At 57.6% G+C, this 22623-nt stretch carries 21 protein-coding genes; 6 read left to right on the top strand and 15 right to left on the bottom strand.

Going from position 1 to position 22623, the window contains the following annotated elements; all coding sequences use genetic code 11:
• Positions 1 to 21 precede the first annotated feature (21 nt).
• Both dxs and ACZ6J2_RS13080 read left to right on the top strand, forming a co-directional pair.
• On the top strand, positions 22 to 1884 hold the full coding sequence (dxs, locus tag ACZ6J2_RS13085; RefSeq protein ID WP_471725904.1) for a 1-deoxy-D-xylulose-5-phosphate synthase: 1863 nt from the start codon (positions 22 to 24) through the stop codon (positions 1882 to 1884).
• A 64-nt stretch (positions 1885 to 1948) separates the two neighbouring features.
• Positions 1949 to 2923: an aldo/keto reductase gene (locus ACZ6J2_RS13080; RefSeq protein WP_471725903.1), complete on the top strand. Its 975-nt coding sequence runs from the start codon at positions 1949 to 1951 to the stop codon at positions 2921 to 2923.
• 62 nt (positions 2924 to 2985) lie between these two features.
• On the opposite strand, the gene thiL is transcribed toward ACZ6J2_RS13080, so the two are convergent.
• The 5 genes from thiL to nrdR all read right to left on the bottom strand — a co-directional run bounded on the left by thiL (position 2986) and on the right by nrdR (position 6591).
• Positions 2986 to 3957 (bottom strand): thiamine-phosphate kinase, encoded by a 972-nt coding sequence (gene thiL / locus ACZ6J2_RS13075; RefSeq protein WP_471725902.1) that lies wholly within the window; start codon positions 3955 to 3957, stop codon positions 2986 to 2988.
• 77 nt (positions 3958 to 4034) lie between these two features.
• Positions 4035 to 4454, bottom strand: a complete 420-nt coding sequence (gene nusB, locus ACZ6J2_RS13070) for a transcription antitermination factor NusB (RefSeq protein ID WP_006809908.1) — start codon at positions 4452 to 4454, stop codon at positions 4035 to 4037.
• A gap of 21 nt (positions 4455 to 4475) precedes the next feature.
• A complete protein-coding gene (gene ribH, locus ACZ6J2_RS13065; RefSeq protein WP_006176874.1) occupies positions 4476 to 4946 on the bottom strand; it encodes a 6,7-dimethyl-8-ribityllumazine synthase in 471 nt (156 codons plus the stop codon).
• A gap of 87 nt (positions 4947 to 5033) precedes the next feature.
• On the bottom strand, positions 5034 to 6137 hold the full coding sequence (gene ribD, locus ACZ6J2_RS13060) for a bifunctional diaminohydroxyphosphoribosylaminopyrimidine deaminase/5-amino-6-(5-phosphoribosylamino)uracil reductase RibD (protein ID WP_471725901.1): 1104 nt from the start codon (positions 6135 to 6137) through the stop codon (positions 5034 to 5036).
• 4 nt (positions 6138 to 6141) lie between these two features.
• Complete coding sequence (gene nrdR / locus ACZ6J2_RS13055) at positions 6142 to 6591, bottom strand: transcriptional regulator NrdR (protein ID WP_008503337.1); 450 nt, start codon at positions 6589 to 6591, stop codon at positions 6142 to 6144.
• Between the two features lie 152 nt (positions 6592 to 6743).
• Between nrdR and ACZ6J2_RS13050 the strand changes: the two genes are divergently transcribed.
• Both ACZ6J2_RS13050 and ACZ6J2_RS13045 read left to right on the top strand, forming a co-directional pair.
• A complete protein-coding gene (locus ACZ6J2_RS13050) occupies positions 6744 to 7283 on the top strand; it encodes a SadB/YajI family lipoprotein (RefSeq protein ID WP_471725899.1) in 540 nt (179 codons plus the stop codon).
• Positions 7284 to 7550: 267 nt separating this feature from the next.
• Complete coding sequence (locus tag ACZ6J2_RS13045; protein ID WP_039264090.1) at positions 7551 to 8429, top strand: nucleoside-specific channel-forming protein Tsx; 879 nt, start codon at positions 7551 to 7553, stop codon at positions 8427 to 8429.
• Between the two features lie 144 nt (positions 8430 to 8573).
• On the opposite strand, the gene ACZ6J2_RS13040 is transcribed toward ACZ6J2_RS13045, so the two are convergent.
• From ACZ6J2_RS13040 to queA, 7 genes are all read right to left on the bottom strand, one after another.
• Positions 8574 to 9254, bottom strand: a complete 681-nt coding sequence (locus tag ACZ6J2_RS13040; RefSeq protein ID WP_039263922.1) for a helix-turn-helix transcriptional regulator — start codon at positions 9252 to 9254, stop codon at positions 8574 to 8576.
• Positions 9255 to 9268: 14 nt separating this feature from the next.
• Positions 9269 to 9634, bottom strand: coding sequence for a VOC family protein (locus tag ACZ6J2_RS13035; protein WP_023310553.1), 366 nt, complete (start codon positions 9632 to 9634; stop codon positions 9269 to 9271).
• A gap of 142 nt (positions 9635 to 9776) precedes the next feature.
• Positions 9777 to 10748: a protein translocase subunit SecF gene (secF, locus tag ACZ6J2_RS13030; RefSeq protein WP_008503342.1), complete on the bottom strand. Its 972-nt coding sequence runs from the start codon at positions 10746 to 10748 to the stop codon at positions 9777 to 9779.
• 10 nt (positions 10749 to 10758) lie between these two features.
• On the bottom strand, positions 10759 to 12606 hold the full coding sequence (secD, locus tag ACZ6J2_RS13025) for a protein translocase subunit SecD (RefSeq protein ID WP_471725898.1): 1848 nt from the start codon (positions 12604 to 12606) through the stop codon (positions 10759 to 10761).
• Positions 12607 to 12633: 27 nt separating this feature from the next.
• Positions 12634 to 12966: a preprotein translocase subunit YajC gene (gene yajC / locus ACZ6J2_RS13020; protein ID WP_003859109.1), complete on the bottom strand. Its 333-nt coding sequence runs from the start codon at positions 12964 to 12966 to the stop codon at positions 12634 to 12636.
• Positions 12967 to 12988: 22 nt separating this feature from the next.
• Positions 12989 to 14116 (bottom strand): tRNA guanosine(34) transglycosylase Tgt, encoded by a 1128-nt coding sequence (gene tgt, locus ACZ6J2_RS13015; RefSeq protein WP_003859110.1) that lies wholly within the window; start codon positions 14114 to 14116, stop codon positions 12989 to 12991.
• Between the two features lie 53 nt (positions 14117 to 14169).
• Positions 14170 to 15240 (bottom strand): tRNA preQ1(34) S-adenosylmethionine ribosyltransferase-isomerase QueA, encoded by a 1071-nt coding sequence (queA, locus tag ACZ6J2_RS13010; RefSeq protein ID WP_143347476.1) that lies wholly within the window; start codon positions 15238 to 15240, stop codon positions 14170 to 14172.
• 92 nt (positions 15241 to 15332) lie between these two features.
• Between queA and acpH the strand changes: the two genes are divergently transcribed.
• Positions 15333 to 15914 (top strand): ACP phosphodiesterase, encoded by a 582-nt coding sequence (acpH, locus tag ACZ6J2_RS13005; protein ID WP_029741678.1) that lies wholly within the window; start codon positions 15333 to 15335, stop codon positions 15912 to 15914.
• A 127-nt stretch (positions 15915 to 16041) separates the two neighbouring features.
• On the top strand, positions 16042 to 16644 hold the full coding sequence (locus tag ACZ6J2_RS13000; RefSeq protein WP_014168840.1) for a peroxiredoxin: 603 nt from the start codon (positions 16042 to 16044) through the stop codon (positions 16642 to 16644).
• A gap of 43 nt (positions 16645 to 16687) precedes the next feature.
• On the opposite strand, the gene ACZ6J2_RS12995 is transcribed toward ACZ6J2_RS13000, so the two are convergent.
• The 3 genes from ACZ6J2_RS12995 to malZ form a co-directional block, all read right to left on the bottom strand.
• Complete coding sequence (locus ACZ6J2_RS12995) at positions 16688 to 18073, bottom strand: DUF3999 domain-containing protein (RefSeq protein ID WP_471725897.1); 1386 nt, start codon at positions 18071 to 18073, stop codon at positions 16688 to 16690.
• Positions 18070 to 20667 (bottom strand): DUF2339 domain-containing protein, encoded by a 2598-nt coding sequence (locus tag ACZ6J2_RS12990; protein WP_471725896.1) that lies wholly within the window; start codon positions 20665 to 20667, stop codon positions 18070 to 18072. Before ACZ6J2_RS12990 ends, ACZ6J2_RS12995 begins: the two co-directional genes overlap by 4 nt.
• Positions 20668 to 20755: 88 nt before the next feature.
• On the bottom strand, positions 20756 to 22573 hold the full coding sequence (malZ, locus tag ACZ6J2_RS12985) for a maltodextrin glucosidase (RefSeq protein ID WP_471725895.1): 1818 nt from the start codon (positions 22571 to 22573) through the stop codon (positions 20756 to 20758).
• Between the last annotated feature and the right edge of the window lie 50 nt (positions 22574 to 22623).

Here is a 22623-nt window from a genome sequence, read left to right as displayed (position 1 = left end):
ATATATCTCGATGAGCCTTTGATGAGTTTTGATATTGCCAAATACCCGACACTGGCGTTAGTTGACTCCACCCAGGAGTTACGTCTGTTGCCGAAAGAGAGCCTGCCGAAGCTGTGCGACGAGCTGCGTCGCTACCTGCTCGACAGCGTAAGCCGCTCCAGCGGCCATTTCGCCTCCGGGCTTGGCACGGTAGAGCTGACCGTGGCGCTGCACTACGTCTATAACACGCCGTTCGATCAGCTCATCTGGGACGTGGGCCACCAGGCTTATCCGCACAAAATTCTGACCGGACGTCGCGATAAAATTGGCACCATTCGTCAGAAAGGCGGCCTGCACCCGTTCCCGTGGCGCGGTGAGAGCGAGTATGACGTGCTGAGCGTCGGCCACTCCTCCACCTCCATTTCTGCGGGCATCGGTATTGCCGTTGCCGCCGAGAAAGAGAACAAGCAGCGCCGCACCGTCTGCGTGATTGGCGATGGGGCCATTACCGCCGGTATGGCCTTCGAAGCCATGAACCACGCGGGCGACATCAAGCCGGACATGCTGGTTATCCTCAACGATAACGAAATGTCGATCTCCGAGAACGTCGGCGCGCTTAACAACCATCTGGCCCAGCTGCTCTCCGGCAAGCTTTACTCCTCGCTGCGCGAAGGCGGCAAGAAAGTCTTCTCCGGCGTACCGCCGATTAAAGAGCTGCTCAAGCGTACCGAAGAACACATCAAAGGCATGGTGGTGCCGGGCACCCTATTTGAAGAGCTGGGCTTTAACTATATTGGCCCGGTTGACGGCCATGACGTGCTCGGTCTGGTGACCACGCTCAAGAACATGCGCGACCTGAAAGGCCCGCAGTTCCTGCATATCATGACCAAAAAAGGGCGCGGCTACGAGCCGGCGGAAAAAGATCCGATCACCTTCCACGCGGTACCGAAATTTGACCCGTCCAGCGGCTGCCTGCCAAAAAGCAGCGGCGGCATGCCGAGCTATTCCAAAATCTTCGGCGACTGGCTGTGCGAAACCGCAGCCAAAGACAACAAGCTGATGGCGATCACCCCGGCCATGCGTGAAGGCTCCGGCATGGTGGAGTTCTCCAGAAAATACCCTGACCAGTATTTTGACGTTGCCATTGCCGAGCAGCATGCGGTGACGTTTGCAGCGGGCCTGGCGATTGGCGGCTACAAGCCGGTTGTCGCGATCTATTCCACCTTTCTGCAGCGCGCCTACGATCAGGTGATCCACGACGTGGCGATTCAGAAGCTGCCGGTGCTGTTTGCTATCGATCGTGCGGGCATCGTCGGTGCCGACGGCCAGACGCACCAGGGCGCGTTTGATCTCTCCTTCCTGCGCTGCATTCCCGATATGGTTATCATGACGCCAAGCGACGAGAACGAATGCCGTCAGATGCTGTTTACCGGCTACCACTATCAGGATGGCCCAAGCGCCGTTCGCTACCCGCGCGGCAATGCGGTGGGCGTTGAGCTTCAGCCGCTGGAAAAACTGCCGATCGGTAAAGGTCTGGTGAAGCGTCGCGGTGAAAAAGTGGCGATCCTGAACTTCGGCACGCTGATGCCCGAGGCCGCGAAAGCGGCTGAAGCGCTGAATGCCACCCTGGTGGACATGCGCTTTGTGAAGCCGCTCGACGACTCTCTGATCCTGAGTATGGCTGAGACGCATGATGTGCTGGTCACGCTGGAAGAAAACGCCATCATGGGCGGCGCGGGCAGCGGCGTGAATGAGGTGCTGATGGCGAACCGTAAAGCCGTGCCGGTGCTGAACCTCGGCCTGCCGGATCGCTTTATTCCGCAAGGTACTCAGGACGAAGCCCGTGCGGCGATAGGCCTGGACGCCGCCGGTATCGAAGCCAAAATCCGTATCTGGCTGGACTGACCCCTCCCCCCTTTTCCGCTCCTGCTATGCTTAAACCTGGTGTTTAAATAGCAGGAGCGGAACCGTGCAATACACAACATTAGGAAAAACGGACCTTAAGGTTTCCCGACTTTGTCTGGGCTGCATGACCTTCGGCGAGCCCGATCGGGGAAACCACGCCTGGACGCTGCCGGAAGAGAGCAGCCGTCCGATTATCAAACGCGCCATCGAGGGCGGTATTAACTTCTTTGACACCGCCAACAGCTACTCCGACGGCAGCAGCGAGGAGATTGTTGGCCGCGCCCTGCGCGATTTTGCCCGTCGTGATGACATCGTCGTCGCTACCAAGGTCTACTATCCGGTGGGCGATCTGGCTGAGGGCCTTTCTCGCGCGCAGATCCTGCGCTCCATTGATGACAGCCTCAGACGCCTGAACATGGATTACGTCGACCTGCTGCAAATTCACCGTTGGGATTACAACACGCCAGTCGAGGAGACGCTTGAAGCGCTGAATGACGTGGTCAAAGCCGGGAAAGCTCGCTACATCGGCGCGTCGTCTATGCACGCGTCACAGTTTGCCCAGGCGCTGGATCTCCAGGCGCAGCACGGCTGGGCGCGCTTTGTCACCATGCAGGATCACTACAATCTGATCTATCGTGAAGAAGAACGTGAGATGCTGCCGCTATGCCATCAGGAGGGCGTGGCGGTGATCCCGTGGAGCCCGCTGGCGCGCGGTCGCCTGACCCGTCCGTGGGGTGAAACCACGGCTCGGCTGGTATCGGATGAAGTGGGAAAAAATCTTTATTCCGGTACAGAAGCCAGCGATGCGCTGATTGCCGAACGGTTAGCCGGGATCGCCGACGATACCGGTGCAACCCGCGCTCAGGTGGCCCTGGCGTGGCTGCTGGGCAAGCGCGGGGTCGCGGCGCCGATTATCGGAACATCGCGGGAAGAACAGCTGGATGAGCTGCTGAATGCGGTGGATATCACGCTGACGCCGGAGCAGATTGCCGAGCTGGAGACGCCATATCAGCAGCATCCGGTAGTGGGGTTCAAGTAAGCTCCATCTTTGGTAGGCCGGGTAAGGCGGAGCCGCCACCCGGCAATACAGAGCGCACAATATCACGCGAAGTGATCGTACCCTTTCCAGTCCAGCGTAACGGGCGCACCGTCTTTCACAAACTTCAGCCCTTCGCTCTCCGGCATGATCTGACCGATGCAGGTAAATTTCGCGCCGAGATGCGCTAACGCCACGTCCAGCGTTCCACGGTTGAGCTCAGGCACCGTGAAGCACAGCTCATAGTCTTCACCGCCGGACAGCGCCCAGCGCAGGGCCTGCTCAGGCTCTACATGGCGGAGCAGCTGCTCTGACAGCGGGAACAAATCGAGGTCAACGCGCGCGCCTACGCCGCTGGCCTTCAGGATATGCCCGAGGTCTGAGATCAGCCCGTCAGAGAGATCGATAGCCGAGCTTGCCCGTTCGCGCAGCGCCTGGCCGTGCAAAATACGCGGCATCGGCCGCAGATGGCGTTTCACCAGATATGCCGCGTCGTCAGCATCATCAACCGTTAAACGGTTCTGCAGGATCGCCAGCCCTGCCGCGCTGTCGCCCGGCGTACCGGTCACGTAGATCCAGTCGCCCGGTTTTGCGCCCGAGCGCTTCAGCGCGCGGCCGAGCGGCACATAGCCATGGATAGCCAGCGTCATCGACAGCGGACCGGCAGTCGTGTCGCCGCCAATCAGCTGCATATCGTAATAGCTAAGCTGCTCAAACAGCGCATCGCTAAAGGCTTCCAGCCAGGCTTCATCCACCTCTGGCAGGGTCAGAGCCAGCGTCAGCCACGCGGGATCGGCACCCATCGCCGCCAGATCGCTGACGTTAACCGCCAGCGCTTTATACGCTAGATCGGCAGGATCGATATCCGGTAAGAAATGACGGCCACACACCAGGGTGTCGGTGCTGATTGCCAGCGTCTGTTTTTCGGGAATATTGAGAAGTGCACAGTCATCGCCAATGCCGGTTTCAACATCAAGACGAGAGGTTCTGACACGGTCGAAATAACGGGCAATCAGGGAGAATTCGCCGCATGCCATACGTTATGCCTCAGCAAATAAAAGAAAAAACCGGAGCCGCACTGCCCGTCAGGCAATGCAGGACTCCGGTTTGCGGATCACTTTTTGTGGGGACGGATCGCAGGTGCTGCTTTATCAAGTACGCCGTTTACAAACTTGTGGCTGTCTTCAGCGCCGAAGGTTTTCGCCAGCTCGATCGCTTCGTTGATGGCCACTTTATACGGCACATCATCACGTTTAGACAGCTCAAACAGCGCGATACGCAACACTGCTTTTTCCACCTGGCCCAGCTCTTCGAGCAGACGGGACAGGTATGGCTTCATCAGACCATCGAGATACGCGCTATTAGTCGCCACTCCCGACAGCAGTTCGCGGAAGTACAGAACGTCAACGTCTTTTACGTCCTGTTCTGACAGGAACTGGTATTCGACATCAGCGATGTCGTTCTGGGACAACTGCCAGGAGTAAAGTGCCTGGACGGCACATTCACGGGCGCGGCGACGAGCAGCAGGTTTCACGGAATTCCCCTTACAAAAAAATCAGGCCTTGATGGCTTTCAATACATTGATCATTTCAAGCGCGGTCAGTGCAGCTTCTGCACCTTTGTTACCGGCTTTGGTGCCAGCACGTTCGATGGCTTGTTCAATACTTTCGGTGGTCAGCACGCCGAACGCGACAGGAATTTCAGCATCCTGCGCAACGTGTGCCAGACCGTTGCTTGCACCGCCCGCAACGTATTCGAAGTGCGCAGTGCCGCCACGAATAACGGTACCCAGCGCAATCACCGCGTCGTATTTACCGGTTTTCGCCAGCGCGCCCGCCGCCAGTGGCAGTTCGTAAGCGCCTGGAACCCAAACAACGGTAATGTTGTCATCTTTAACCTGGCCGATACGTTTCAGGGCGTCAATCGCACCTTCCAGCAGGCTGTCGTTGATGAAGTTGTTGAAACGCGCAATGGTGATGGCGACGCGAGCGTCCGGGGTAGCTACAGCAGCTTCAATAATGTTCATACTCTTCCTTTACGGGTTCATTTGGCCCCGCAGGGGGGCGGATTTTATCATAATACTTTGCGCACTGCTTCCCTATTTCAGGAGCAATTACGCTGTCGTTAAGTGGAGGCAGACATCCGGGCCTACCGGACGAATCTCGCTAAATTTGAGTTGCGGTGCGTCGGCCAGTTTTTCAAGGCCGGGCAGCACAAACAGGCCGCGCGCGTCGTGACCTAACAGTTTAGGCGCAACGTAAACAATCAGCTCATCCACCAGCCCGGCCTGTAAAAGCGCACCGGCGAGCGTTGGCCCCGCTTCCACCCAGATGCTGTTCACCTGCTGCTTGCCGAGCAGCATCATCAGTACCACCAGATCCAGATGACCTTTATGCTCCGGCACCATAATGCTGCGCACGCCTTCCGGCCATTCGCGCGCATCTTCTTTAGTGCGGGCAATCCAGGTTTCACCCGGCTGCTGCACGATGCGGTGCTCCGGCGTCACGCGGTTCTGGCTATCAATGATAATACGCAGCGGCTGGCGCAGGTTCTCCTGCGGGTACAGCGCCTGGGTATCGGCATTCAGTTCGTCCCAGCGCACGGTCATGGCCGGATCGTCAGCCAGAACGGTTTCACTGCTGGTGAGAATAGCATGGCTTTGCGCGCGAAGACGTTGCACATCGCGCCTTGCCTGTGGTGAGGTTACCCACTGGCTTTCGCCGTTTACCATCGCCGTACGACCGTCCAGCGAGGCGCCCAGCTTAAGCTGAATATACGGGAACCCCGTGCGCATGCGCTTCAGAAAGCCTTTGTTGATCGCTTCCGCGTCCTGCATCATCAGCCCATGGCTGACGTCGATGCCTTCCTGCTGAAGGCGATACAGACCGCGTCCGGCAACCTGCGGATTCGGGTCCTGCATCGAGGCGACCACGCGTGAAACGCCTGCCGCGATCAGCGCTTCGCAGCACGGCGGCGTGCGTCCGTGATGGCTGCAGGGCTCCAGCGTGACGTAGGCTGTGGCGCCGCGCGCCTTCTCACCGGCCATGCGCAGCGCATGAACCTCGGCATGCGGCTCGCCGGCACGATAGTGAAACCCCTCCCCCACGATCTCGCCATCTTTAACGATAACGCACCCGACGTTCGGGTTGGGATGGGTGGTAAAACGACCGCGCTGCGCCAGCTTCATGGCTCGCGCCATGTAAATCTCATCCTGCATGAGCTTAATCCTGTAAGCGGGCGATCTCTTCGCCAAACTCTTTGATGTCTTCGAAGCTGCGATAGACCGAGGCGAAGCGGATATAGGCAACCTTATCGAGCTTTTTCAGCTGCTCCATCACCAGGTTACCGATCATTTTGCTTGGCACTTCACGCTCACCCAAACCACGAAGGTAAGATTTTATGTGGTTTAACGCCATCTCAACGTCATCCGCGCTGACGGGACGTTTTTCCAGGGCCTTCAGCATCCCGCTGCGCAGTTTCTCTTCGTTAAACGGCTCGCGCACGTCGTTGCTTTTCACCACGCGCGGCATTACCAGCTCTGCAACCTCAAAGGTCGTGAAACGCTCGTTGCACACCAGACACTGCCGACGACGGCGTACGGATGACCCTTCGCCCACAAGACGAGAGTCGATGACTTTGGTATCCACAGCGGAGCAGAATGGGCAATGCATACGGTATCCCTGTTATGTGGTTAACTAATTTTCATTTTACCCTGATCTGGCCTGACAACAAAGGAAGAGCTTTTTGAGACAAAGGATCTATGTCTGACACGTCGAGGCTGGCTACCATTAAGGCGATCCGTTATTTCAAGGAAATAAACGCAATGACAAGACGTTACCTTAAAATTTTGCTGGTGGGGAGCCTCTTCACCCTTAGCGCCTGTGCACAGCAAACCGAAGTCCGTCAGATGAAACAGAGCGTGAACACGCTCAATGCGGCGATGGACAAACTGAACAAAGAAACGGTGAAGATCACCCAGCAAAACGCGCTAAATGCCAAATCCAGCAGCGGGGTTTATCTGCTCCCGGGAGCGAATACGCCTGCTCGTCTCAATAGTCAGATTGGCACGCTAAAAATGTCTCTGGTGAATGTGGCGGCGAATGCAAATGGTACTCGCGCAACATTACGCATTCAGGGTGAGTCCAACGATCCGTTGCCCGCCTTCAGCGGCACCGTCGAATGGGGACAGATCCAGGGCACCACTGAGAGCTACCAGGAGGTGAATGTTAACAGTCAGCTGTTCACCGCACCGGCCAGCGTGCTGGCTCCAAGCGATATTGACATTCCGCTGCAGCTTAACGGACTCACTCCGGATCGGTTAGGTTTCATCCGCATTCACGATATCCAGCCCGCCGCGCAATAACCCTCCCTTTAGCGGAGTGCAATGTCACTCCGCTAACATTTACATTTCGTATGGATTGGCAACATAAATGATTGCCGCTACAATCCCGCCCGTTTAAAGTACGCAAACGTGAACGCAATCGATTACGCGTGTGAGAGATATGTGAAACAACACATATTTTTGTGAGCAGGGATTCCTATAATAGGCACCGCAGAAACACGAAATATTTAGAAACGCAATTCGCGCATTTTTCACTCCCGGAAGGGAATTTCAATCAGTGGCATGATTATGAAAAAAACATTACTCGCAGCTGGCGCTGTACTGGCACTCTCCTCTTCTTTCACTGTTAACGCAGCGGAAAACGATAAACCACAATACCTCTCCGACTGGTGGCACCAGAGCGTTAACGTGGTAGGCAGCTACCACACCCGTTTCGGACCTCAGATCCGCAACGATACCTACCTGGAGTACGAAGCATTCGCCAAGAAAGACTGGTTTGATTTCTACGGCTATATGGATGCACCGGTCTTCTTCGGCGGTAACTCGCAGGCTAAAGGTATCTGGAACCACGGTTCTCCACTGTTCATGGAGATCGAACCGCGCTTCTCCATCGACAAGCTGACCGGCACAGACCTGAGCTTCGGCCCGTTCAAAGAGTGGTACTTCGCGAACAACTATATCTACGACATGGGGCGCAACGAGTCTGGTCGTCAGAGCACCTGGTATATGGGTCTGGGTACCGACGTTGACACCGGCCTGCCAATGAGCCTGTCCCTGAACGTGTACGCGAAATACCAGTGGCAGAACTACGGTGCCGAAAACCAGAATGAGTGGGATGGCTACCGTTTCAAAGTGAAATACTTTGTGCCAATCACTCAGCTGTGGGGCGGTAACCTGAGCTATATCGGCTTCACCAACTTCGACTGGGGTTCAGAGCTGGGCGATAAGAGCGGTTACGCAGAGAACGGTATCAAGCAGCGTACCAACAATTCCATCGCCTCAAGCCACATTCTGGCGCTGAACTACGATCACTGGCACTACTCTGTTGTTGCGCGTTACTGGCACAACGGCGGTCAGTGGAACGACGACGCGAAACTGGTATGGATGAACGAAAACGTCCGTTCTACCGGTTGGGGTGGCTACCTGGTTGTAGGTTATAACTTCTAACCTGTTCGGGACTGTGCGGGCTGATGCCCTCACCCTGACCCTCTCCCACAGGGAGAGGGAACAATACTAAAAACGGCAACATACGTTGCCGTTTTACTTTTACCTCGCCGCCGGGCAAAAAAAGCCAGCTCAAGAGCTGGCTTTTTACTGCTTAACCTTTCGCAAAAAATCCGCCAGCGATCTGTCCGCACTCTCACTAAACCGCCTCTCCGTCTGCACAATATTGAGACAGCGGTCGAGCCGGAAACAGCGATAGTCATCGCGCCGTTCGCACCACGCTGCCAGCAGCCAACGCTCCCCCCAGAAGAACAGCCCCAGCGGCTGAACCTCACGTTTAGAGAGCTGCCCGGCCTCGTCACGGTAATGCAGCGCCAGCACACGCTGGGCGGAAATCGCCTGATGGATCCTGTCAAAATCGCTGCGGGAGTGGCTTTGCATGCAAAAATCCGGGGCGTAGATCCGGGTCTGCTCCGCCTTTCGACGACTCTCCTCAGGCAGGATAGCCAGCACCTTCTCCTGAGCCGACTCCAGCTCGCGCGACAGCGATTCCCCTCCCCAGGTTTTGAGCAGGCGAATCGCGACGATCAGCGCCTCTGACTCCTTATTTGTCAGCATCAGCGGCGGCAGGTCAAAACCCGACATCAGCCGATATCCGCTCCCCGCCTCACCTTCCACCGGCACGCCGGAAAGCGACAGGTCGCGGATATCGCGGTAGACCGTGCGCTCGGACACGCCAAGCCGGTCCGCCAGATGCGCTGCCGTTGTCAGACGCCTGCCCCGCAGGATCTGCACAATCTGAAACAAACGGTCAGCGCGTCGGGTCATATCCTATTCCGCTCTCAGGCAGGTTGATGGAGGCCGACGCGGTTACCCTCGCTGTCGGTAAATAATGCGATAGTGCCAATGCCATGCGGCAGTTCCAGCGGGCCAAACACGCACTCGCCGCCCGCGGAGGCGATGCGATCGAGCGTGGCCGCCAGATTGTCAGTATGCAGGTAAATAATAGCGCCCTGCAAAGACGGTGTAACGCCGTCAAATTTTGCCAGCGCCCCGCCGGTACCCGGATCCTCATGCGGGAAAACGGCCAGCTCCGCGCAGTCCATTTTCTCGCGACGCAGCGCGAGCTGCATCACCGGCTCATAAAATTTGATGGCGCGATCCATATCCGCGACCGGAATTTCAAACCAGTTAATGACGCTTTTCATACATCCTCCTGACTGTTGTTTGGGTTCAGAAGGAGTCTACGACAGGGCTCCTGACAGCATACTGTCAGGAGTGTTTGTCAGGAGCAGGTAAAAAAAATCCCGGTCAACCGACCGGGATTTCGATAACGCGCTAAACCTCGCCTTACGGCAGAATAGACGGCTGATCCGCCCCTTCTTTCTCGACTTTCTGCTGGAGCAGGTGCTCGCGCTTCATGCCGAGTTTCAGTGCCAGAGCGGACGCGACGTAGATAGACGACGCCGTACCGATGGTGACACCGATCAGCATGGTCAGCGAGAAGCCTTCCAGTACCGGACCACCGAAGAGGAACAGCATCAGGATCACCATCAAAGTGGTACCGGATGTGATCAAGGTACGGTGCAGCGTCTGGGTCAACGACACGTTAAAGATTTCGTACGGCGTACCGCGACGGATCTTACGGAAGTTTTCACGGATACGGTCAGATACCACGATACTGTCGTTCAGGGAGTAACCGATAACGGACATCAGGGATGCCACAATCGTCAGGTCAATCTCAATGTGGAACAGCGACAGTATGCCCATGGTGATCACCACGTCGTGCGCCAGAGCGATAACCACACCGGCCGCCAGTCGCCACTCAAAGCGGAAACCGACGTACACCAGGATGGAGATCAGCGCCACCAGCAGCGCCATCGCACCGGTCTGTGCCAGGTCAGCACCCACGCTTGGGCCGACGAACTCAATACGCTTGACCGCCGCGTTCTGGCTGGTTGTTTCGTTAATCACGCTAACAACCTTGCTGCCCAGCTCCTGGCTGCCGTTGGCATCGTGCACCGGCGGCATACGCACCATGATGTCGCGGCTGCTGCCGAAGTTCTGCAGCAGCGGCTCTTCAAAGCCCGCTTTCTGCAGCGATTCGCGCATCTGGTCCATATCGACCGGTTTTTCCAGGGAGATCTCGATGACCGTACCGCCGGTGAAATCCAGACCCCAGTTAAAGCCTTTCACGCCCATAATGACGATGGACAGAATCAGCAGGAAACCTGAAATGCCGAAGGCCCAGTAGTCCCAGCGCATAAAGTCCCAGACTTTACGGCCGTGGTTCAATTGTTCAACAGTATATTCCTGTGCCACAACGCACTCCTCAGATAGACAGCTTTTTGACGCGCTTGCCGCCGTACAGCAGGTTCACGATGGCACGGGTGCCGACAATAGCGGTAAACATTGACGTTGCGACACCGATACCGGTTGTAATCGCAAAGCCTTTAATCGCGCCAGTACCCACTGCATACAGGATAAGAACCTTAATCAGTGTTGTTACGTTCGCATCGAAGATGGAGCTGAACGCGCCTTTATAGCCTTCGTCAATCGCCTGCTGAACAGAGCGACCGTTGCTCAACTCTTCTTTGATACGTTCGTTAATCAGTACGTTGGCGTCGACCGCCACCGCAAGGGTAAGAACGATACCCGCAATCCCCGGCATGGTCAGCGTCGCCCCCGGCAGCAGGGACATAATGCCGATGATCAGCACCAGGTTGGCGATCAGCGCGGAGGTCGCAATCAGACCAAACTTCTTATAGAAGAAGATCATGAAGAGGATAGAGACCACCAGACCAGCCAGACACGCTTCCAGACCCTGCTGGATGTTTTGCATACCCAGAGTTGGACCAATGGTACGTTCTTCAACAATCTGTATTGGCGCAATCAGCGCACCGGCACGCAGCAGCAGGGAGAGCTGACGCGCTTCGTTCGGGTTATTAATACCGGTGATACGGAAGCTGTTACCCAGACGAGACTGGATGTTGGCGATGTTAATCACCTCTTCCTCTTTCACCAGCACCGCACGACCGTTTGCATCTTTCTTACCGCTGTCTTTGTACTCCACGAACAGGGTCGCCATCGGTTTACCGATGTTGTCCTTGGTGAAGTTGGACATGATGTTACCACCCGCGCTATCCAGCGAGATGTTAACCTGCGGCTGGTTGTATTCGTCCTGGCTCGACGTGGAGTCGGTGATGTGGTCACCGGTCAGAATCACGCGTTTGTACAGCACAACTGGCTGACCTTCGCGGGTCTGTTTCACTTCGGAGTCACCCGGAATACGCCCTGCGGCAGCAGCGGACTGATCGACGTTGGAGTTCACCAGACGGAATTCCAGGGTTGCGGTCGCACCCAGAATCTCTTTCGCACGCGCGGTATCCTGGATACCCGGCAATTCAACCACGATACGGTCAGCACCCTGACGCTGTACCAGCGGCTCGGCCACGCCCAGCTGGTTTACACGGTTACGCAGAATGTTGATGTTCTGCTGAACGGCATATTCACGCGCTTCTTTCAGACGCGCATCGGTCATCACCGCGCGCAGCTGGTTGCTGCCCTGAGAGGTGATCACCAGGTCACGGTGACGTTGGGTCAGGTAATCTACAGCCTGATCGCGCGCCGCGCTGTCGCGGAACGTGATGCTCATGCCGTAGTTATCTTCTTTACGCACGGTGGTGTAAGCGATGCCTTTATCACGCAGATCGCTGCGCAGGCTGTCGATATTCTGTTCCTGCAGCTTGCCGAGCGCGGTATCCATATCCACTTCCATCAGGAAGTGAACGCCGCCACGCAGGTCAAGACCGAGTTTCATTGGCTCTGCTTTCATCGCAGCCAGCCAACGCGGGGTTGCAGGGGCAAGGTTAAGCGCCACGACGTATTTGTCACCCAGCACGCCCATCAGCGCTTCGCGAGCGCGGAGCTGCGTGTCGGTGGTGTCGAAGCGAGCAAGAATTGCACCCTCTTCCAGAGCCACAGACTTAGCGGTAATTTTTTCTTCTTGTAACGTTTTCTGGACCTGGATCAGCGTTTGCTCACTGGCGGCGGCACCGCGCGCGCCAGTGATTTGAACAGCCGGATCCTCACCATACAGGTTGGGAAGCGCGTACAGCAGGCCGACGAGAATCACGACGACCAGCATGATGTACTTCCACAAAGGATAACGGTTTAACACGGCAGTTCCCTTTGGGAAAAGTTGGGATTACAGCGCCTTCATGGTGCCTTTCGGCAGAACGGCAGCTACGAAGTCACGTTTGATGACCACTTCAGTGGTGTCGTTCAGGGCGATAGCAATGTAGCCGTTTTCAGCCACTTTGGTTACGCGACCCACCAGACCACCGTTAGTCAGTACTTCATCGCCTTTGGCAATGGAGTTCATCAGGTTTTTGTGCTCTTTGGTGCGCTTCTGCTGTGGACGCAGGATCATGAAGTAGAAGATCAGACCGAACACAACCAGCATCAGAATCAGAGACATCGGGCTGCCCTGCGCTGGAGCACCTGTTGCCGCTACCGCATCAGAAATAAAAAAGCTCATTCAAATTCCCTCATTATTAAAATTAATCAACGTTCAACGGTGGAACATCCCGCCCCTGACGTTGGTAGAAATCGGTCACGAAGCTCTCTAATTTACCCTCTTCGATAGCCTTACGTAAACCAGCCATTAAGCGCTGATAATAACGAAGATTATGAATGGTATTGAGACGCGCGCCCAAAATCTCGTTGCAACGATCGAGATGATGCAGATACGCGCGAGAATAATTGCGACAGGTATAGCAATCGCACTCGGAATCGAGCGGGCTGGTGTCACTCTTATGCTTCGCGTTACGGATTTTCACCACGCCATCGGTAACGAACAAATGGCCGTTACGCGCGTTGCGGGTTGGCATGACGCAGTCGAACATATCAATGCCGCGGCGTACGCCTTCAACCAGATCTTCTGGTTTACCCACGCCCATCAGGTATCGCGGTTTATCCGCCGGGATTTGCGGGCAGACATGCTCCAGAATGCGGTGCATGTCTTCCTTCGGCTCACCCACAGCCAAACCGCCGACAGCGTAGCCATCAAAACCTATCTCTACCAGACCTTTAACAGAGATATCGCGTAAATCTTCGTAAACGCTGCCCTGGATAATGCCGAACAGCGCATTTTTGTTCTGCAGGGAGTCAAAACGGTCACGGCTACGCTTTGCCCAGCGCAGAGACATCTCCATGGAGCGTTTTGCGTAATCCCAATCCGCCGGATACGGCGTACATTCGTCGAAGATCATCACGATGTCAGAGCCGAGATCGTACTGAATCTCCATCGATTTTTCGGGATCGAGGAAAATCGGATCGCCGTTGATCGGGTTACGGAAGTGTACGCCCTGCTCGGTGATCTTGCGGATATCGCCCAGGCTGAAGACCTGGAAGCCGCCGGAGTCGGTCAGGATTGGGCCTTTCCACTGCATGAAATCGTGCAGGTCGCCGTGGAGCTTCATGATCTCCTGACCCGGACGCAGCCACAGGTGGAAGGTGTTGCCGAGGATAATCTGTGCGCCAGTGGCTTCTACTTCTTCCGGCGTCATCCCTTTTACGGTGCCGTACGTGCCCACAGGCATAAACGCGGGGGTTTCCACCACGCCGCGATCAAACACCAGGCGACCGCGACGCGCGCGGCCGTCGGTGGTATCGAGTTCAAATTTCATTTTTTCTCCGACGTCAGAAAAACAGTCCAACGTTGTAAAACGGTGCCGCGGACTTATTCCCCGACACGCTCATTCAAAGCCAGCGGATTGTACGTGATAAACATCGCGTCCCCGTAGCTAAAAAAGCGATATTTTTGTTCTACCGCAGACTTGTAGGCCGCCATCGTATGCTGATAACCGGCAAATGCCGACACCAGCATAATCAGCGTCGATTCAGGCAGATGGAAGTTGGTCACCAGCGCGTCAATCACTTTGTACTGATAGCCCGGGTAGATAAAGATCTGCGTATCGCCAAAGAACGGCTCGATAAGATTGCGCTTCGCCGCCTGCGCGGCGCTCTCGAGTGAGCGCACGGACGTTGTACCGACCGCCACGACGCGGCTACCGCGCGCTTTCGCCGCCAGCACCGCGTCCACAACATCCTGAGGCACTTCAGCATACTCAGAGTGCATGATGTGATCTTCAATGCTGTCTACGCGCACCGGCTGGAAGGTTCCCGCGCCGACGTGCAGCGTCACGAACGCCATCTCCACGCCCTTCGCGCGCAGTTTCTCCAGCAGCGGCTCATCAAAATGCAGGCCCGCGGTCGGCGCAGCGACGGCGCCAGGCTTCTGGCTGTAGACGGTCTGGTACAGCTCGCGGTCGGCCTCTTCGTCCGGACGCTCAATATACGGCGGCAGCGGCATGTGGCCGATGGCGTTCAGGATATCGAGCACCGTGCGTTCGTCATCGAACGCCACCTCAAACAGCGCATCGTGGCGCGCGGTCATGGTCGCTTTGATGCTCTCATCATCGCCCAGCAGCAGTTCAGCGCCCGGCTTCGGCGCCTTAGACGCGCGAATATGTGCCAGAATACGTTTATCATCGAGCATACGTTCGACCAGCACTTCAATCTTGCCGCCGCTGGCTTTACGGCCAAACAGGCGCGCCGGGATCACGCGGGTATTGTTAAAGACCAGCAGATCGCCAGGGTTGAGCTTGTCGAGCAAATCGGTGAAAGTACCGTGCGTCAGCTCGCCCGTTGGCCCATCCAGTGACAGTAAGCGACAGCTGCTGCGCTCAGGCATGGGATAATGAGCAATCAGGGATTCAGGTAGTTCAAAGGAGAAATCGGCGACGCGCATGACGTATACTCGTGACTTAAAAACAGGCGGCATAGTCTAGTGCTCACACCCTTTTGCTGCAACAACTAGCCGCCCCCGGACAAATAAAACGCATGAATTTTCTCGCTCACCTGCATCTCGCTCACCTCGCTGACAGCTCCCTGTCCGGCAATTTGCTGGCCGATTTCGTACGCGGCAACCCCGCTGAGGACTATTCCCCTGAGGTTGTCGACGGGATTTTCATGCACCGCCGCATCGACGTGCTGACGGATAAGCTGCCGGAAGTGACGGAAGCCAAAGCGTGGTTTCGCCCTGAAACGCGCCGCGTTGCGCCGATCACGCTCGACGTGATGTGGGATCACTTTCTGTCGCGCCACTGGGAACAGCTGTCGCCGGAGATGCCCTTGCCGGCGTTTGTGCGCTATGCCCACCAGCAGGTGTCGATCATTCTGCCCGACTCGCCGCCGCGCTTTGTGAATCTGAATAACTACCTGTGGTCGGAACGCTGGCTGGAGCGCTATCGCGAGATGGATTTCATCCAGAACGTGCTGAACGGGATGGCGAGCCGCCGACCGCGACTGGATGCGCTGCGGGATTCCTGGTATGACCTGGATGAACATTACGATGCCCTGGAAGCGCGTTTCTGGCAGTTTTACCCGCGGATGATGGTGCAGGCGAAAAACAAACAGCTCTGACAGAATTCACATTGATAGGTAAAAGCTGGCGGAACGATTGTCACCACCTCTTTGTCTTATCCATGAACACTCTCTATACTGGCTCGCGTTGCGTTCCAAATAACCTTAGTATCTACAGGAGAATCATATGGTTCTGGTAACTCGTCCGGCTCCGGATTTTACAGCTGCAGCAGTTCTGGGCAACGGTGAAATCGTTGAAAACTTCAACTTCAAACAGCACACCAACGGTAAAGCGACCGTTCTGTTCTTCTGGCCAATGGACTTCACTTTCGTTTGCCCGTCTGAGCTGATCGCATTCGACAAACGTTATGAAGAATTCCAGAAGCGTGGCGTGGAAGTTGTTGGCGTCTCCTTCGACTCTGAATTTGTACACAACGCATGGCGTAACACCCCTGTCGACAAAGGCGGCATCGGTGCGGTGAAATACGCAATGGTTGCGGACATCAAACGCGAAATCCAGCAGGCTTACGGTATCGAACATCCGGACGCTGGCGTTGCGCTGCGTGGTTCCTTCCTGATCGACGCTAACGGCATCGTTCGTCACCAGGTTGTGAACGATCTGCCGCTGGGTCGTAACATCGACGAAATGCTGCGCATGGTTGACGCGCTGCAGTTCCACGAAGAGCACGGCGAAGTGTGCCCGGCTCAGTGGGAAAAAGGTAAAGAAGGCATGAACGCGTCTCCAGACGGCGTGGCTAAATACCTGTCTGAGAACGTATCCAGCCTGTAATCGGCACGGTTTACGAAAAAGGCCCGCTTATGCGGGCCTTTTTTTATGCCTTACGCTGCGTCTCTCGCCAGATGCGCCAGGCCATGCCCGCCAGCAGAATTACCCCCGCAATCAGCACGCCCCATACCAGAAGCGTGTTCATCCTGCTCTCCCGCTCGGCCGCAGAGGTAGCGGTCAGACGCCCCGCGCCGCCTAACGCAACATCATCCAGAATGTCGGCCTGCGGCAGGTTCGCCATATCATAGGTCTTGCGCAGGTCGGCCGGGATCAGCATGCCGGGCTCCACGCTGGCAGGCTTCGCGGCGCCGTTGCCCCAGGCGAGCACGTACGGCGCTTTCCCCTGCGCGTTGAACACCAGGTCATAGCGGTCGCGATGTCCCGTGACGCTCGGCAGGTATTCTGGCAGACGCGCATTCAGCGTCGTGATTTTCACTGCCTGCACCAGGCCCCCGTTAAGCGAGACCGGTGGCGACGTTTTACCCTCAAGACGGTAAAGGACCTCTTTCTTCAGAGAATGCCATGCGTCTTTTTCCGTACTCCGCCACGCGATCTCAACGGGAAGGACGCCATCGCCATTCAGTGAGATGCTGACAGCACTCAGCGGCTGCGGGCGCGCCCAGTGCCACTGCGCTTCGCTTGTCGATAGCTGCTCCCCTTCGCCCTCAAGGTTGACCGCTTCCGGGGCTGCCTGCGCAGATGCGCTGATTGCGTTTACGCCGGTCAGGGTTATCCCCTGGCTCTGCGCATTCAGCACTACCATGAGATAGCGATTCGCATCGGGAGATAAAACCGTATCGGTATCGATCCGATCGAGCTTAAGACGATCCTGGCCGCTGACGACGTCCAGCAATGGCATATCCTCACGCAGGGTATACCAGCGCTTAAGATCCTCGCTGTAATAGACCGACGCCGTCCCCTGCCACGGCGTCTGCGGAGTATTCCAGAGCAGCTGCAGCTGGGATATGGCGAGCTCTCCCGTAGCCTGCTCCGGCAGGGTCAGCAGATAATGTTGCCCGGCTGCGGCGGCTTTTTGCCCCTCCAGCACAATCTCAACGCCGTTTCCGGAACGGAGCAGGATCTTATCGCTGTCACCGGATCCTCGCGAAGCCGCAAGCGGCGAGGCGTCCAGCGGGAAGAGGCGCAGCGAAGTGGATTGCGCTGGCGTCTGCGGACGCGTCGCGCTGACCAGGCTGAAGGGAACCGGCTCGCCCGACTGGTTAAAGACGCGGACATCATGCAGATCCGGCGACGTGCTTTGCTCATAGACGGCGAGCGGCAGCATCACCCGATACCACTGGGAAGGAACAGACGTATCGAGGGAAAGACCAAAAGCATAGTCCCGGGGCGATTCCGTTTGTCCCTCGTCGCAAAACGCCGGGCCGGAAAGCGCCAGCAGCGCGGTACAGGCTACCGCTTTCATCCATTTCATTTTTCATCTCCTGTTTTGGGCGGTAGCGGTGAGAAATACCCCACGATCAGAACCAGTATCGCCACGCCGATAAACGCCACCGCGCGCGACAGACCGCCTCCGCCCGCGCTGTCCACCAGCATCAGTTTAACCATCACCACGCCCAGCAGCGCGGCACCGCAGAGCCACTCCTGCCGGGACGCCCGACGGGTGGCATGGATCATGACCACCAGCGCGCTCAGCATCCAGAACAGGGCAAAACTGGTCTGGATAAGCCGCGAGTCCCATAGCGATGCCATATTCCAGGCCACGTCGCCGTACCAGGCCAGGGCGCGCATCAGCGCGCCGTTCAGCCACCAGAAGCCAAACGCCATCAGCGCAACGGCAGGCCACGGGCGGGCCTGCGAGAGCCACGCCGGGTAGTAGCGATCCACCGCACGATAAAAGACGACCAGCCCCAGCAGCCCGAACGCCGCGCCTTCCTCAAGCGGGTTTACCAGCGGCAGCCAGGTCTGACGATAGACCACGCCGTCCTGGAAATTGCTCACCACCAGCAATACCAGCAGCGCCACGACCGCGGGGATCGGCGCCAGGCAGGCGTAGAGCGCAGGCCACTCCCGGAACGGCCACCCGCGACGCCGTACGGCTGCAGAGAGCCCCATAATCACCCCGCCGCCTGCTGCCATCGCTACTCCGCTGCCCCAGGCCGCCATGCCCCACGGCAGCGACCGGGCAAACCAGTAAAGCTCAGCGGCCAGCGCCAGCAAAATCATCCAGAACAGCGACAAATGCAGCCCCATCGCGATGCGCGGCAGGAGTCTGTCACCGTCGCGCCGCAGCAGCATCAGCGCGGCAGGAAGCGCAACGCACCAGGCGAGATTTGACCACCCGGCGGCAACGATCTGCTGGTGCCAGAGCTGATAACCCACCATCAGCAGCATAACCGGCCACAGCAGCCATTTGCTGGCATCCAGCTCCCGCCACGCCAGACGAGCAGCTGCCTGCCGCCAGCCCCAGACCGACGCCGCCGTCATCGCCAGCACGCCCGCCAGAATCGGTAATTCCTTCGTCAGTGCCAGCCGCGATGCACCCAATAGCGCCACCAGCCAGAACAGCAGCCCGCCTGCCAGCAGCGCCCAGCTGACCGGCATAAAGAGAGTCCGCCACAGCCGGGCCGCAGCCAGCCAGCAAAGGCTGAGGATGGTGAAGATCAGCAGCAGGCTGAGGGACGTCACGCCGTTCGCTTGCGCCCACAGAGCGCTGCCGAGCGCCAGCACCAGCAGCGCCGTCCCGCTATAGCTCATGCGACGCTGGTCCTGCTGTACGCCCAGCCAGAGGATACCCAGCCCTTCCAGCGCCCAGGCCATCGCCGTCCAGCGCGCCGACAGAGCCAGCGGAATGGCGAGCGTGGCAAATCCGCCGCCGATTGCCAGCGCCGCCATGACCAGAGGTCGCCCGATAGAGGGATAGCGCCGCAGCGCAAGGAACGCGAGGGTAAGATAAAATGCGCCGTAGCCCAGCGCGCTCAGGGCCGGTCCATACTCCCAGTGCCGGGTCATGCCGTACTGCATCCCGAAACCGATCAGCGGCGGAGCAAACAGCAGCACGCCGTCAATAATTTGCTTCCCTTTCTTCTGCGCCCGCAGCGACAGCGCCACGCTCAGGACGCCGAATATCAGCGTATTGGCAATCAGGAACAGCTGACAGACCCAATAGTCTTCAGGCTGGTAGTCATTCAGCCCCCACAGGCCGCCCACGCCGAACGTAAACAGCAGCCCGAGCAGGTTCAGCTCGCGCCAGTGCTGCCAGATGCTGATAGCGAGAATGCCGATGGAAAGCAGGAGATAGAAAGAGAACAGCGCCACAAAGCTGCCGCCCCCGGTGGACAACAGCAGCGGCGCAAGATACCCGCCGAGGCTCGCCAGCATGGCAAGGCTCAGCGCTTTCTGCAACACGGCCAGCCCAACGCTCGCGGCGCAAATCACCACCAGCAGCGCAAAGGCCAGCGTCATCGGCAGCATCTGCCAGAGCCGGAAGGCGCCGAAGACCGTCAGGTAGAGAATGCCCGTCGCCCCGCCCTGGAGGATCAGGGCATAGACACGCTGCCTGTGCCGCAGTCGCCACCCGACCGCCAGCAGAACAATAGCAAACAGCGCCGTTGCCACGAGGCGCAGCTCAAGCGGGAACAGGGAATGTTCCACGGTATAGCGCAGCAGGAATGAAAGACCGAGGAAGAGCAGCAGGATCCCAAGCTTCGCCAGCGGATTACCCTGCATGAACCAGCGTACCAGCGACGTCAGTATGCCGCCAAAGGCAGAAGGCTGTTTTGCCGCAGGCGCCTGGGCTGGGGCAGGTTCTGCCACGGCTGCGGGAATATCGGAACGCCAGGGGTCGACAGGCGCGGGAGCATCTTCAACCACCGGAGCGGCAGACTGCACCGGCTTTGGCGCTATCTCATTCGCGGCGCGCTGCTCAAGCGCCTCAATGCGCTGGCGTAGCCGGGCGATCTCCTGTCGCGCCGCCGTACTTCGATTAAAGCCTATAACCGCAAGCACGGGTGCCACCACCAGCGCAAAAACCAGGAACAAACAGCCAAGGATGTAAAGCTCGTCCATGTTTCCACCTTCACCGTAAACGATCCGTTAAGATTGACACAAATAGTTGCATTTGCGCCATCTTAAAAGGTGGAAACATTAGCAGGTCTTAGCTGCCGAACCAGATCGTCGCGGATACCGCAGGCAGCGCCAGCACGCCGTCCTGTATCGTTGCCTTGCCCTCTTTATTCTTCCACATAGCCACCTTCAGCAGCGGTGAATTATCCAGCACCACTTCGCAGGCCTCGCCCCGGTTGATCGCCACCAGCACGCGCTGCTGGTTATAAACGCGAGCAAACACCACCACGTTATCGTGGGCGTACACCACCTGACAGCCGCCGTAGCGCAGGGCGAGACTTTGCTTACGCAGCTTCGCCAGCCGCTGATACAGGCTGAACAGCACCTTGTCCTGTTTCGCTGCCTCCCACGGGAAGGTTTTGCGGCAGAACGGATCGTTGTTGCCGTCCAGCCCGACCTCATCGCCATAGTAAATACACGGCACGCCCGGCCAGGTGAAGAGCCAGGCCACCGCCAGCGGCAGACGCGCCACATCCTTGCCGAGCAGGGATTTAAAGCGGGCGGTATCGTGACTATCGAGCTGGTTGAACATCCGCAGCTGCTGCTGATGGGACAGACCGGCGCGATAGTTCTCCATCCACGCCATGCAGGTTTCAGCGTCGATATGATTCGGATCGTAGGAGATGTCGGTGTTAGCGAGGAATCCCCACAGCGGGAAGGTAAAGCCGCGATAGTTCATCGACGCATCTTCCGCATCGTTCTGCAGCCACTGGCGCGCGTCGCCAAAGTGCTCGCCAAAGACGAACGCCTCCGGCTGGGCCGCTTTCGCCGAGCGCGTAATCCCGGCGACGTGCTGAAGGTTATTCCGCGCCCCGCCCGCTTCACCGAGCATATGCACCACGTCCAGGCGCCAGCCGTCCATATTCCACGGCGCCTTCAGCCAGTGACGGACTATGCTGTCTTCACTGCCGTAGATTTCATTCACGAGCGTTGGCGACTGGAAATCCAGCTTCGGCAGGCTCGCGTAGCCCAGCCAGTCCAGCGCACGGCCCTCCTCGTTAAAGCTGTACCAGTCGCGCTGCGGCGAGTCCGGGTTATGACATGCCCCGCCCATCGACTGGTTATGGCGGTCAAACCAGGCGTGCGAATCGCCGCTGTGGTTGAACACGCCGTCCAGGATCAGGCGCATCCCCTCTTTTTGCGTATTCTTACGCAAGCGCAGCAGCGCCTCGTCGCCGCCAAACTGCTCATCAACGTGGCGATAATCTTCGGTATCGTATTTGTGCACGCTCGGGGCTTTAAACACCGGGTTGAGGTACAGCGCCGTCACGCCGAGCTTTTTCAGGTACGGCAGCTTTTCGCTGATGCCATCGAGATCGCCGCCGTAGAACGTCGAGCCACCTGCCTGCGCCGTCACCGGTTCATCCCACGCTTTCAGGATAATGTCGTGGCCCGCCGCATGGTGGTGATAGATCTTATCCTGGTCGGCGGTGCGTTTTTCGCTGCGCGCAAAACGGTCCGGGAAAATCTGGTAAAACACCTGATCGTTAACCCACTGCGGGCCGTTATCCGGGTAATCGACCGCAAACTGCTCCAGCCGTGCGGGCGGGAAACGGCTAAACCCCTGCGGGGTAAACCACAGCTGACGGTTATTCCACAAAAGCTTAAAGCTGTAGCGACGGCGCGGCTGCCCGCTATTCAGGTCGATATTCGCCCGCCACGCCGTGATCCCCGGCTGCGGCTGGCTGCGCAGCTTGTGCATTTTCAGGCCGGTCTCTTCGTTATCTATTTCGGCGCGGAGCGTCACGCGTTCAGGCTGATTTTCCCCCGCCAGCCAGAGCGTAATCACAAGGTTGTCTTTGTTTTGCTTAACAAATGGGGCAACCGGAAGGTGCCAGGCATTTAACATCACGAATCCCCTTTGATGAAATTGACGTCACCTTGCCACAGGGTGGTTAA

The organism is Enterobacter sp. E14S, assembly GCF_055666685.1.
Note: the sequence above shows the minus strand (reverse complement) of the source record. Positions and strands in the feature narration are given on the sequence as shown.

Bases quoted from the DNA above. Each gene is read 5' to 3' on its own strand.
- ACZ6J2_RS13040 (WP_039263922.1), bottom strand. From the start codon at position 9,254: ATGACCCGACGCGCTGACCGTTTGTTTCAGATTGTGCAGATCCTGCGG.
- thiL (WP_471725902.1), bottom strand. From the start codon at position 3,957: ATGGCATGCGGCGAATTCTCCCTGATTGCCCGTTATTTCGACCGTGTC.
- tgt (WP_003859110.1), bottom strand. From the start codon at position 14,116: ATGAAATTTGAACTCGATACCACCGACGGCCGCGCGCGTCGCGGTCGC.
- dxs (WP_471725904.1), top strand. From the start codon at position 22: ATGAGTTTTGATATTGCCAAATACCCGACACTGGCGTTAGTTGACTCC.
- ACZ6J2_RS13000 (WP_014168840.1), top strand. From the start codon at position 16,042: ATGGTTCTGGTAACTCGTCCGGCTCCGGATTTTACAGCTGCAGCAGTT.
- ACZ6J2_RS12990 (WP_471725896.1), bottom strand. From the start codon at position 20,667: ATGGACGAGCTTTACATCCTTGGCTGTTTGTTCCTGGTTTTTGCGCTG.
- ACZ6J2_RS13035 (WP_023310553.1), bottom strand. From the start codon at position 9,634: ATGAAAAGCGTCATTAACTGGTTTGAAATTCCGGTCGCGGATATGGAT.
- yajC (WP_003859109.1), bottom strand. From the start codon at position 12,966: ATGAGCTTTTTTATTTCTGATGCGGTAGCGGCAACAGGTGCTCCAGCG.
- ribH (WP_006176874.1), bottom strand. From the start codon at position 4,946: ATGAACATTATTGAAGCTGCTGTAGCTACCCCGGACGCTCGCGTCGCC.
- ACZ6J2_RS13045 (WP_039264090.1), top strand. From the start codon at position 7,551: ATGAAAAAAACATTACTCGCAGCTGGCGCTGTACTGGCACTCTCCTCT.
- ACZ6J2_RS13050 (WP_471725899.1), top strand. From the start codon at position 6,744: ATGACAAGACGTTACCTTAAAATTTTGCTGGTGGGGAGCCTCTTCACC.
- ribD (WP_471725901.1), bottom strand. From the start codon at position 6,137: ATGCAGGATGAGATTTACATGGCGCGAGCCATGAAGCTGGCGCAGCGC.
- nrdR (WP_008503337.1), bottom strand. From the start codon at position 6,591: ATGCATTGCCCATTCTGCTCCGCTGTGGATACCAAAGTCATCGACTCT.
- malZ (WP_471725895.1), bottom strand. From the start codon at position 22,573: ATGTTAAATGCCTGGCACCTTCCGGTTGCCCCATTTGTTAAGCAAAAC.
- queA (WP_143347476.1), bottom strand. From the start codon at position 15,240: ATGCGCGTCGCCGATTTCTCCTTTGAACTACCTGAATCCCTGATTGCT.
- acpH (WP_029741678.1), top strand. From the start codon at position 15,333: ATGAATTTTCTCGCTCACCTGCATCTCGCTCACCTCGCTGACAGCTCC.
- ACZ6J2_RS12995 (WP_471725897.1), bottom strand. From the start codon at position 18,073: ATGAAATGGATGAAAGCGGTAGCCTGTACCGCGCTGCTGGCGCTTTCC.